This window comes from Streptococcus parasanguinis, from assembly GCF_001578955.1.
GTDB classification, from domain to species: domain Bacteria; phylum Bacillota; class Bacilli; order Lactobacillales; family Streptococcaceae; genus Streptococcus; species Streptococcus parasanguinis_U.
The window spans coordinates 565,201-576,408 of sequence record NZ_KQ969690.1 but is presented as its reverse complement, the minus strand read 5'-3'; the positions used below and the strand labels follow the sequence as shown (position 1 = coordinate 576,408).

11 protein-coding genes are annotated in these 11,208 nt (G+C 43.1%); all 11 read left to right on the top strand.

Annotation, left to right across the window (positions count from 1 at the left end):
* The first annotated feature begins 222 nt into the window (after window positions 1-222).
* The 11 genes from dapA (at window position 223) to SPADD19_RS06660 (ending at window position 11,178) form a co-directional block, all read left to right on the top strand.
* On the top strand, window positions 223-1,158 hold the full coding sequence (gene dapA, locus SPADD19_RS06710) for a 4-hydroxy-tetrahydrodipicolinate synthase (protein ID WP_031573180.1): 936 nt from the start codon (window positions 223-225) through the stop codon (window positions 1,156-1,158).
* Window positions 1,159-1,229: 71 nt separating this feature from the next.
* A complete protein-coding gene (locus SPADD19_RS06705) occupies window positions 1,230-1,568 on the top strand; it encodes an ATP cone domain-containing protein (RefSeq protein ID WP_006597242.1) in 339 nt (112 codons plus the stop codon).
* Window positions 1,569-1,681: 113 nt separating this feature from the next.
* Entirely contained in the window at window positions 1,682-2,533 is an 852-nt protein-coding gene (gene ylqF, locus SPADD19_RS06700) for a ribosome biogenesis GTPase YlqF (protein WP_023918177.1), read from the top strand.
* A complete protein-coding gene (locus SPADD19_RS06695) occupies window positions 2,520-3,287 on the top strand; it encodes a ribonuclease HII (protein ID WP_023918176.1) in 768 nt (255 codons plus the stop codon). The genes ylqF and SPADD19_RS06695 overlap by 14 nt, the downstream gene beginning before the upstream one ends.
* Before the next feature lie 3 nt (window positions 3,288-3,290).
* Window positions 3,291-4,220, top strand: coding sequence for an ROK family protein (locus SPADD19_RS06690; protein WP_049486162.1), 930 nt, complete (start codon window positions 3,291-3,293; stop codon window positions 4,218-4,220).
* A 61-nt stretch (window positions 4,221-4,281) separates the two neighbouring features.
* Window positions 4,282-5,130, top strand: coding sequence for a DNA-processing protein DprA (dprA, locus tag SPADD19_RS06685; protein WP_061455575.1), 849 nt, complete (start codon window positions 4,282-4,284; stop codon window positions 5,128-5,130).
* A gap of 86 nt (window positions 5,131-5,216) precedes the next feature.
* The gene (topA, locus tag SPADD19_RS06680) at window positions 5,217-7,298 is read left to right on the top strand and encodes a type I DNA topoisomerase (protein ID WP_023918171.1); all 2,082 of its coding nucleotides are present in this window, start codon (window positions 5,217-5,219) and stop codon (window positions 7,296-7,298) included.
* A gap of 106 nt (window positions 7,299-7,404) precedes the next feature.
* Window positions 7,405-8,082, top strand: a complete 678-nt coding sequence (locus tag SPADD19_RS06675) for a SatD family protein (RefSeq protein ID WP_061455574.1) — start codon at window positions 7,405-7,407, stop codon at window positions 8,080-8,082.
* Window positions 8,066-8,770, top strand: a complete 705-nt coding sequence (locus SPADD19_RS06670; protein ID WP_061455573.1) for a DUF3307 domain-containing protein — start codon at window positions 8,066-8,068, stop codon at window positions 8,768-8,770. The genes SPADD19_RS06675 and SPADD19_RS06670 overlap by 17 nt, the downstream gene beginning before the upstream one ends.
* A gap of 152 nt (window positions 8,771-8,922) precedes the next feature.
* A complete protein-coding gene (trmFO, locus tag SPADD19_RS06665) occupies window positions 8,923-10,257 on the top strand; it encodes a methylenetetrahydrofolate--tRNA-(uracil(54)-C(5))-methyltransferase (FADH(2)-oxidizing) TrmFO (RefSeq protein ID WP_003014968.1) in 1,335 nt (444 codons plus the stop codon).
* Between the two features lie 93 nt (window positions 10,258-10,350).
* The gene (locus SPADD19_RS06660; protein WP_003015026.1) at window positions 10,351-11,178 is read left to right on the top strand and encodes an alpha/beta hydrolase; all 828 of its coding nucleotides are present in this window, start codon (window positions 10,351-10,353) and stop codon (window positions 11,176-11,178) included.
* Window positions 11,179-11,208: the final 30 nt, after the last annotated feature.

The following is an 11,208-nucleotide window of genomic DNA, read 5'->3' as shown; positions in this document are numbered from 1 at the left end:
GAACTCAGTCCAAATCGCAGAAACTCTTCACGAACGTGGACTTGTACGTCCAACAGCTGAGTTGAAATTTGAGTTGAAGTAGGGAGCGAAACAGAAATCAGCAACTCGAAGAGTTTGATTTCTTCCTCAGCTTTCTAACGAATCAACTTGTTTTTATGAACAGATCATGAGGCAAAGGCAAGCAGACCCCAGCCTCTTTCTTATATAGAGAAAGGTTTTTCTATGTCTTATAATGATTTAAAAGATTGTAAAATCATCACTGCATTTATCACCCCCTTCCATGAAGATGGGAGCATTAATTTTGATGCTCTTCCTGACTTGATCGAGCACCTCTTGGCTCATCATACAGACGGGATTCTCTTAGCTGGAACGACTGCGGAAAGTCCAACTCTGACCCACGATGAGGAATTGCAACTCTTTGCGGCTGTTCAAAAGATTGTCAATGGTCGAGTTCCTTTGATCGCTGGTGTCGGAACCAATGAAACCCGCGACTCGATTGAGTTCGTTAAAGAAGTGGATGCTTTTGGTGGCTTTGCAGCAGGATTGGCTATCGTCCCTTACTACAACAAACCATCCCAAGAAGGAATGTATCAACACTTTAAAGCGATTGCGGATGCATCTAATCTTCCGATTATTATCTACAATATTCCAGGGCGAGTGGTTGTCGAAATGACACCAGAAACCATGCTTCGTTTGGCAGAACACCCAAATATCATTGGGGTAAAAGAGTGTACAACCCTGGCTAATATGGCCTACTTGATTGAACACAAGCCCGAAGAATTTCTCGTCTATACAGGGGAAGATGGAGATGCTTTCCATGCTATGAACCTTGGAGCTGATGGGGTGATCTCAGTAGCCTCTCATACAAATGGAGATGAGATGTATGAGATGTTCCAAGCCATTGAGCACAACGATATAAAAAAAGCTGCAGCCATCCAACGTCAATTTATCCCTAAAGTCAATGCTCTCTTTTCTTATCCGAGTCCAGCTCCTGTCAAAGCTGTTTTAAACTATATGGGCTTTGAAGCGGGGCCAACTCGTTTACCATTAGTGCCAGCTCCTGCTGAGGAAGCGAAGCGCATTATCAAGGTTGTAGTGGATGGGGATTACCACGCGACCAAAGAAATCATTACGGGAGTTCTTCGTCCGGATTATTGATGTCTTAGATTCTTGACAAATCCCCTATTTATTAAGATAATAGAAGTATATTGATGATCAAGGAGAATAAGATGGAAGTCATTAAACGTAGTGGTGAAGTTGTAGAATTTGACCCAGATAAAATCTATCAAGCTGTTTTGAAGGCAGCACAAACAGTTTATGTCTTGACGGATGATCTTCGCCAAAACTTGGCGCAAGTGACCAAGAAAGTTGTGATGGATTTGGAAGAAGCTAAAGTGGAACGTGCGACGATCAGCATGATCCAGTCAATGGTTGAGCACCGTTTACTTGGTGCTGGTTATATTACCATTGCTGAACACTATATTTCTTATCGCTTGCAACGTGATTTGGAACGGAGCGGCTATGGTGATCATATCGCCGTGCATTTGCATTTTGAGCAAATTCGCTAGAATATAAAATAGAAGTTACTTAGGTAGCTTCTTTTTTAGTATTTTTCTTAATCACAGTGATTTCAGAAAACATGGTATAATAGAAGAGATTGAACTGGAAAGGAATGGAGAACATGGCAACTATACAATGGTTTCCTGGACACATGTCCAAAGCTAGAAGACAAGTACAAGAAAATTTAAAATTTGTGGATTTTGTGACGGTTCTGGTAGATGCTCGTTTACCCCTATCAAGCCAAAATCCTATGTTAACGAAAATTGTTGGTGATAAGCCTAAATTAATGATTTTGAACAAGGTAGACTTGGCAGATCCTGTGGCAACAAAAGAATGGCAGGACTATTTTGAGTCTCAAGGCATCAAAACCTTGGCTATCAACTCCAAAGAGCAATCTACGGTTAAGAAGGTCACAGATGCTGCTAAGAGCTTGATGGCCGATAAAATTGCCCGTCAAAAGGAACGGGGAATTCAGATTGAAACCCTTCGGACCATGATCATCGGAATTCCTAATGCCGGGAAATCAACTTTGATGAACCGCTTAGCAGGGAAAAAGATTGCTGTTGTTGGGAATAAACCAGGGGTGACCAAGGGGCAACAGTGGTTGAAAACCAACAAAGACCTTGAAATCTTGGATACTCCTGGGATTCTCTGGCCCAAGTTTGAAGATGAAGAAGTGGCCTTAAAGCTCGCTTTAACAGGTGCCATCAAAGACCAGTTGCTTCCAATGGATGAAGTGACCATCTTTGGTCTTAACTATTTCAAAAAGCACTATCCAGCTGTTTTGCAGGAACGTTTTAAACAAATGGATCTGGAACAAGAAGCTCCTGAAATCATTATGGAAATGACCCAGAAATTAGGATTTCGAGAGGATTACGACCGTTTTTACAGTTTGTTTGTCAAGGATGTACGTGATGGTCGTTTGGGACGCTATTCCCTTGATCGTGTAGGTGAAATAGATGCCAACGATTAAAGAAATCAAAGAGCGTTTGGCAACGATTGACGATCTAGATCATCCCTTATTTGAAGAATTGATCCTTGATGGTCGAGCGGGGGTTCAAGCGGCTATCAGCAAACGAAAACGCGAACTCCAAAAACAAGTGGATGAAGACTTGCGTTTGGAAAAAATGCTAGCCTATGAGAAAGAACTTTATGCTCAAGGGATTGATCTTATTGCAGGTGTGGATGAAGTGGGACGCGGCCCATTAGCGGGTCCAGTTGTTGCAGCTGCCGTGATCTTGCCGAAAGCTTGTAAAATTCTGGGACTCAACGATAGTAAAAAGATTCCAAAATCCAAACACAAAGAAATCTATGAGGCTGTGCTCCAAAACGCCATTGCGATCGGAATCGGCATCAAGGACAATCAAGTGATTGATCAGGTTAATATCTATGAAGCTACGAAGCTAGCCATGATGGAGGCCATTGGTCAGTTAGAGCCTCAACCCCAGCATCTTTTGATTGATGCCATGAAGTTGGATCTTCCTATTCCCCAAACTAGTATCATCAAAGGGGATGCCAACTCCTTATCCATTGCTGCAGCATCCATCGTAGCCAAGGTGACTCGGGATCAGATGATGGAAGAGTTTGATTGCGAATATCCGGGTTATGATTTTACGCAGAACGCTGGCTATGGGACGGCTAACCATCTGGCTGGCCTCGACAAGCTGGGAGTGACCCCTATCCATCGGCGTTCATTTGAACCCGTCAAATCAATGTGTGAGGATTAGGCTATGCTATTTACCATCGATATCGGAGGGACCTTTATAAAGTACGGTCTGATGGATGCAGACTATCAATTGATCCGTACAGACAAGATCCCAACACCATCTACGATTGAGGACTTTTGGCAAGGATTAGAAGGAATCGTTGCTCCTGTACGGGAAGAAATCGAGGGAATCGCCATTTCATGCCCTGGTGAGATCCAAAAGAGCCTTGGCTTTGTCTTTCGAGGTGGTCTCATTCCATATTTGCGAGGCATTCCTCTAGCTAGTAGATTGCAACAAACATTTCAAGTACCCGTCACCGTTCTTAATGATGGAGAAGCTGCTGGTCTAGCGGAAGCAAGGCTTGGCAATCTAAAAGAATGTTCTTGCGGTGCGACCTTGGTCTTAGGGACAGGAGTCGGCCTTGCTCTTCTTTCTAACGGTGATCTATTGAGAGGATGGCAACTGACAGAATACATTCGGACTATTGATAAGGCAGAAAGAACACCAGAAAATCGCCGCTTTCATCGCGGACTCTTTTTGCAAGGTATTTCCAATCTTTTGGAAAACACCGGTTCAGCTGTTCAATTTGTTGAGAAGGCTAGTCACATCTTAAACCTAGAAAAGGCAGATGGTATAGCCGTTTTCAAGGCTCTTGATCAAGGAGGCCATGAGGAGCTGAAATCCTTGTTTCGGGAGTATTGTCATGATATTGCTATTCTGATTTTTAATCTTCAATCATTGCTCCTGCTTGAGAAGGTGACAATTGGAGGGGGCATTAGTAGCCAACCGCTACTGATCGATGAGATCAGTCGACAATACCATAACCTACTCTCTCAAAAAGGGCATAAACAATTTGAGGCCTTGCCGATCCAAGCGGCTCGCTTCCATAATGAAAGCAACTTGATTGGTGCCGCATCTTACTTTTATTCTTCTACATATCAAAAAAAGTTCTAGAAATAGAGCTTTTTTTCCATTCTTTTTCGAATAAATAAGTGAGAGGAAGTAGAAGGTGACCATGGAGAAATTTGAAATCTTTAAATTAAAAGAAGCTGGTTTATCAAATGAGCAAGTCTTGAGAGTTTTGGACTACTGTAGGAAAGACCAAGCCTTACCAAGCTTAGAAGAGATAGCAAGGATCGCTCGCTGTCGCAGTATTATTCATTTTGTAGACAAATACCGGCAGCTGGATGAAGAGCATTTACACAAGGAGTTTGAACGGTTCCCATCTCTATCCATTTTTGATCCTGAATACCCGGAGGAATTGCTACAGATCTACAATCCTCCTGTACTCCTTTTTTACCAAGGAGATTTGGAGCTGTTAACCAAACCGAAGATTGCAGTCGTAGGAGCTCGGGAAACGACGCGAGAAGGGGTGCGATCTGTAGAGAAGATTATTAAAGAACTTGGAAATGAACTGGTCATCGTTAGTGGACTTGCTAAGGGAATTGATGCGACAGCTCATTATGCCAGTATACGAAATGGTGGCAAGACCATCGGAGTGATAGGAACGGGACTGGATGTTTTTTATCCGAAAAGTAATCAGAGATTACAGACCTACATGGGAGAGCACCATCTGATCTTGAGCGAGTATGGTCCAGGACAGGCCCCTTTGAAGTTTCATTTTCCTGAGAGAAACCGCATCATTGCAGGACTCTGTCAGGCTGTGATTGTGGCAGAGGCACGACTTCGTTCAGGGAGTTTAATTACTTGTGAGCGTGCCATGGAGGAAGGACGAGATGTTTTTGCTATTCCAGGAAACATTTTAGATGGAAAATCTGCAGGCTGCCATCACTTGATTCAAGAAGGTGCAAAGCTTGTCACATCAGGCCAGGACATTCTTGATGAATTGAAATACGAATTGTGATTTTCCTATAGGAGAAGTTCCTAGTTGACATCTTTCTTAAAATGTATTAAACTCAATGAGATTTATACAATACAGAGGGATAAAACGTGGTAACAAAAAAGAAAAGCAGTACAACCAAGAAAAATTTGGTGATTGTGGAGTCTCCTGCTAAGGCGAAAACAATCGAGAAATACCTTGGTCGTAACTATAAAGTCATGGCCAGTGTTGGTCATATTCGGGACCTGAAAAAATCAACCATGTCAATTGACTTCGACAATAACTATGAACCGGAATATATCAATATTCGCGGAAAAGGTCCCTTGATTAATGATTTGAAAAAAGAAGCTAAAAAAGCCAAACAAGTCTTTCTCGCAAGTGACCCGGACCGAGAAGGAGAAGCTATTTCTTGGCATTTGGCTCATATTTTGAACTTGGATGCTAAGGAAAAGAACCGTGTGGTCTTTAATGAAATCACTAAGGATGCAGTTAAAAATGCCTTTAAAGAACCGCGTCAAATCGATATGGATTTGGTTGATGCCCAACAAGCACGTCGGGTCTTGGACCGGATTGTAGGGTATTCGATTTCACCTATTCTTTGGAAAAAGGTTAAAAAAGGACTTTCTGCAGGGCGCGTGCAATCAGTTGCCCTCAAATTAATCATTGATCGTGAAAATGAGATTAATGATTTCAAGCCGGAAGAATACTGGACCATTGATGGTGTCTTTAAAAAAGGGACCAAGCAATTCCAAGCCAGCTTCTATGGGATTGATGGCAAGAAGATGAAGCTCAACACCAATGAAGAGGTGAAAGCTGTTCTTGAACGCTTAGATGGCAAAGATTTTACCGTTGAAAAGGTGGAAAAGAAAGAACGTCGTCGGAATGCGCCACTTCCATACACCACCTCTTCTATGCAGATGGATGCTGCCAATAAGATCAACTTCCGTACACGTAAGACCATGATGGTCGCCCAGCAGTTGTATGAAGGAATCAATATTGGCTCTGGTGTTCAAGGTTTGATTACCTATATGCGTACCGATTCTACACGGATTAGTCCGGTTGCGCAAAATGAGGCAGCGAACTTTATCGTGGATCGCTTCGGGGAGAAATATTCCAAGCATGGAAGCCGTGTGAAGAATGCTTCTGGTGCCCAAGATGCCCACGAAGCAATTCGTCCGTCTAGCGTCTTCAATACTCCTGAGAGCATTGCCAAGTACCTCGACAAGGACCAGCTCAAGCTCTACACCTTAATTTGGAACCGCTTTGTAGCTAGTCAAATGACAGCAGCTGTCTTTGATACCATGAATGTCCGTTTAGGTCAAAATGGGGTTCAGTATACGGCAAATGGGAGCCAGGTGAAGTTTGATGGTTATTTGGCTATTTATAACGACTCAGATAAGAACAAGATGTTGCCGGATATGGTAGAAGGTGATATCGTTAAGCAAGTCAATAGCAAGCCTGAGCAACACTTTACCCAACCACCTGCTCGATATTCTGAAGCGACCTTGATTAAGACCTTAGAAGAAAATGGGGTTGGTCGTCCTTCAACCTATGCTCCGACGATTGAGACCATTCAAAAACGTTATTATGTGAAGCTGGTAGCCAAACGCTTTGAACCAACAGAGTTAGGGGAAATCGTTAATAAACTGATCGTTGAATTCTTCCCAGATATTGTCAATGTAACCTTCACAGCAGAGATGGAAGGGAAACTCGATGATGTCGAACTTGGAAAGGAAGAGTGGCAAAAGGTCATTGATGCCTTCTACAAACCATTCTCTAAAGAAGTCGCAAAGGCTGAAGAAGAGATGGAAAAAATCCAAATCAAAGACGAACCGGCTGGTTTTGATTGTGAAGTCTGTGGTAGCCCGATGGTGATTAAATTAGGACGTTTTGGTAAGTTCTATGCTTGTAGTAATTTCCCAGATTGTCGTCATACCCAGGCCATTGTCAAAGAAATCGGCGTGGAGTGTCCTGACTGTCATCAAGGTCAAATCATCGAACGTAAAACCAAGCGCAACCGCATCTTCTATGGATGCAATCGCTATCCAGAGTGTGAATTTACCTCTTGGGATAAGCCGATTGGTCGGGATTGTCCAAAATGTGGCCACTACTTAGTTGAGAAAAAAGTTCGTGGTGGTGGCAAACAAGTCGTATGTAGCAATGGCGACTACGAAGAAGAAAAAGTGAAATAAGCTTTTAAATGATTCAATGTCTATTATAACGGCAATTTTTATAAATGTCTGTTATAATAGACATTTTTTGGTATTTTCGTTATAATAGACATAAGGAGGTGGGCTTATGTATCTTGCTTTGATTGCAGATGTGATTGATTCCAAAATCGTACAAGAACGTTTTGACCTGCAAAAACAGTTAGAAAAAACGCTTCAAAAGATCAATGAGCTTTTTAAAGGCTGCCTAGCATCGGCTTTTACCCTAACTTTGGGCGATGAGTTTCAGGCGCTTTTAAAAGTGGATGCTCCGATTTTTCAAATCATTGATACCCTGCGTTCAGAACTAAAGCCGACTCAACTTCGATTTGGTATCGGGCTTGGAGAAATTGTAACGGATATCGATCCCCTGCAAAGTATCGGTGCAGATGGGCCAGTCTATTGGAATGCTCGTGCAGCTATTAATCTGGTCCATCAGAAAAATGATTATGGCAACACCCAGATCTATTTTTTGAGCGGTAATGACAGCCAGGACTCATTGGTGAATGCGCTCATCGCTTCCGGAGAAGCCATACGTTCGGGTTGGCGAGAGAGTCAGGAAGAGATCCTACTTAATCTGCTAAAGAGATCTGTCTATAGTGAAAACTTTAGCCAACAGGATTTGGCCCAATCGCTAGGGCTTAACCCGAGTGCCCTGTCCAAGCGCTTAAAGAGTAGCAGTATTCGCGTTTATTTACGGGGACGAGCAGCAGCACTAGCTTGTATTCATAGCTTAGAGAAAGGAGAGGCCCATGAGCGGATTGTCTAGTATCGTAACGAATCCATATTTGATCCTCTTGTTGATTTGTCATTTGTTATCGGATTATTATTTTCAAAGTCAGAAGATGGCGGATCGCAAGGATCAGGATAAGAAGGTGCTCGGACTTCACATTCTATATGTAGCTCTGCCTCTGATCGTGGTTTCTCTCTGTCATCTGGACTTGTGGTGGATTTGCTTGGTCATTTTACTAACTCATGCTGGAATAGATTTCTTAAAACCGATCGTGCAGAAGCAACTGAAATTACCAACCGCCTGGACTTTTGCCTTGGATCAAATCTTGCATATTAGCATCTTGACTTGTCTGGTCCTTATGGGAGCGAAGAATGGTTCGACCTATCTGCCTCTGGACACTTTAAATCTAATCTTTTATGTCCTCCTAGTTGGGAAACCGAGCAATATTGCCTTTAAAATTCTGTTTGCCAAGTATCAACCCACCAGCAAGAAGAAAATGGATACGATCACTGGGGCTGGTTCTATGATTGGTTTTTTAGAGCGTTTGGTGATTGGTGCCTGTCTCGTCTATGGGCAATTTGCTTCTATCGGCCTAGTATTTACAGCTAAATCCATCGCCCGCTACAATAAAATTTCGGAAAATCCAGCCTTTGCGGAGTATTACTTGATCGGGTCCTTGTTCAGTATCCTATCTGCCCTCTTAGCAGCTTGGTTGTGTCTATAAGAAAATAAATAGTAAAGTCTAGACAGGAAGAAAAAGCTCCCTGTCTTTTTATTTGGCTTTTTGGTATAATGGACCAAGTAGAAAATTAGAAAGATTTGTGGGTGTCTAACAGTCCAGTGAGGTGTTTTGATACCCAAAGAGGTATTAGTGTCATGTCTCAATCTTATATCAATGTTATCGGTGCGGGCCTTGCTGGCTCGGAAGCAGCTTACCAGATTGCCCAACAGGGTATTCCGGTCAAGCTTTATGAAATGCGGGGAGTGAAATCAACTCCGCAACACAAAACAGACAACTTTGCTGAGCTAGTTTGTTCCAACTCTCTTCGTGGGGATTCTCTCACCAATGCTGTCGGGCTCCTCAAAGAAGAAATGCGCCGTCTGGGTTCTGTCATCCTTGAAGCAGCGGAAGCGACCCGGGTACCGGCCGGTGGAGCACTGGCTGTGGACCGAGAAGGTTTTGCTAGTCGAGTGACGGAGAAGGTATCCCAACACCCGCTCATCGAAGTCATTCGTGATGAAATTACGGAATTGCCGACAGATGCCATTACAGTGGTCGCAACGGGGCCTCTAACTAGCGATGCCTTGGCAGAAAAGATCCATGCCCTCAATGGTGGCGACGGTTTCTATTTCTATGATGCAGCAGCTCCAATCATCGATGTCAATACTGTCGATATGGACAAGGTCTATCTCAAGTCACGCTATGACAAGGGAGAAGCAGCTTATCTCAACTGCCCCATGACCAAACAAGAATTTATGGATTTCCACGAGGCCTTGGTTAATGCAGAAGAAGCCCCGCTCAACTCTTTTGAAAAAGAAAAGTATTTCGAAGGTTGTATGCCAATTGAAGTCATGGCCAAACGAGGCATCAAAACTATGCTCTATGGCCCTATGAAGCCAGTTGGGCTCGAGTATCCAGATGATTACAAAGGGCCACGTGATGGGGAGTTTAAGACACCTTACGCAGTCGTTCAGTTGCGCCAAGACAATGCGGCTGCTAGCCTTTACAATATCGTTGGCTTCCAAACTCACCTTAAATGGGGAGAGCAAAAACGGGTCTTCCAAATGATCCCAGGTTTGGAAAATGCGGAGTTTGTGAGATACGGAGTCATGCACCGCAATTCTTACATGGACTCTCCAAATTTACTAGAACAAACCTACCGTTCTAAGAAACAACCGAACCTCTTCTTTGCAGGTCAAATGACAGGTGTAGAAGGCTATGTTGAGTCAGCGGCCTCAGGTTTGGTAGCTGGAATCAATGCAGCTCGCCTTTTCAAAGGAGAAGAAGCAGCGATTTTCCCTGAAACGACAGCTATCGGAAGTTTGGCTCACTATATTACCCATGCCGACAGCAAGCATTTCCAACCCATGAATGTCAACTTCGGGATCATCAAAGAGCTAGAAGGACCACGCATTCGGGATAAAAAGGAACGTTATGAGAAAATTGCCGAACGTTCTTTACAAGATTTGGCTCAGTTTATGGAAAAATAACCCAAGAAAGGAAAAAGTTTGGAGAAAATCCAGACTTTTTCTTCTAAAAATGGTATAATGAATAAAATTTAGAATATAGAGAGTTTTCTGACAATGAACAAATCCTATTTTTATTTAGATATGAAGACACACGAGTTGAAAGTGCCTTATACCGGAAAACTCCGTCGTGTGCGAGTCTTATTACCTAAGAATTATGAAACGGATACAGATAGACGTTACCCTGTGGTTTATTTCCACGATGGGCAAAACGTTTTGTACAGCAAGGAAGCTTATGCGGGTCATTCCTGGAAGGTGATTCCAGCCATTAAGCGGAATCCCGATATTAGTCGCATGATTGTCGTTGCGATCGATAATGATGGTTTCCAACGCATGAATGAATACTCCGCCTGGAAGTACAAGGAATCTAATATTCCTGGCATGCAATTTGGTGGCAAAGGGGTTGAGTACGGCGAATTTGTCATGGAGGTGGTGAAACCTTTTATCGACCAAGAATACCGGACTCTTGCTGATCGAGAACATACGGCCATGATTGGATCTTCCTTGGGGGGAAATATTACCCAATTCTTGGGATTAGAGTACCAAGATCAAATCGGTTGTTTAGGGGTCTTTTCATCCGCCAACTGGCTACACCAAGATGCCTTCAATCATTATATCGAACGTAAAAAATTATATGCAGACCAACGGATCTACATCTATGTGGGGACGGAAGAGGCGGATGATACAGATAAAACTTTGATGGCAGGAAACATCAAGCAAGCCTATATCGATTCATCCCTTCGTTATTATCACGACGTCATCCAGCAAGGGGTTGAACTCAATCATATTGCCATTCGGATTCAATCTGGTGCTATTCACCACGAAGAAGCGTGGGCAGAGCACCTACCAGAATGCCTTCGCTTTTTGGCTGAAAATTGGGATTAATGGACTCAAAACAAATCAATAGAGAGAAAG

Excerpts from the sequence above, each read along its gene's own strand:
- dapA (WP_031573180.1), top strand. The coding sequence starts at position 223 with ATGTCTTATAATGATTTAAAAGATTGTAAAATCATCACTGCATTTATC.
- SPADD19_RS06705 (WP_006597242.1), top strand. The coding sequence starts at position 1,230 with ATGGAAGTCATTAAACGTAGTGGTGAAGTTGTAGAATTTGACCCAGAT.
- SPADD19_RS06695 (WP_023918176.1), top strand. The coding sequence starts at position 2,520 with ATGCCAACGATTAAAGAAATCAAAGAGCGTTTGGCAACGATTGACGAT.
- SPADD19_RS06660 (WP_003015026.1), top strand. The coding sequence starts at position 10,351 with ATGAACAAATCCTATTTTTATTTAGATATGAAGACACACGAGTTGAAA.
- ylqF (WP_023918177.1), top strand. The coding sequence starts at position 1,682 with ATGGCAACTATACAATGGTTTCCTGGACACATGTCCAAAGCTAGAAGA.
- SPADD19_RS06670 (WP_061455573.1), top strand. The coding sequence starts at position 8,066 with ATGAGCGGATTGTCTAGTATCGTAACGAATCCATATTTGATCCTCTTG.
- SPADD19_RS06675 (WP_061455574.1), top strand. The coding sequence starts at position 7,405 with ATGTATCTTGCTTTGATTGCAGATGTGATTGATTCCAAAATCGTACAA.
- trmFO (WP_003014968.1), top strand. The coding sequence starts at position 8,923 with ATGTCTCAATCTTATATCAATGTTATCGGTGCGGGCCTTGCTGGCTCG.
- SPADD19_RS06690 (WP_049486162.1), top strand. The coding sequence starts at position 3,291 with ATGCTATTTACCATCGATATCGGAGGGACCTTTATAAAGTACGGTCTG.
- dprA (WP_061455575.1), top strand. The coding sequence starts at position 4,282 with ATGGAGAAATTTGAAATCTTTAAATTAAAAGAAGCTGGTTTATCAAAT.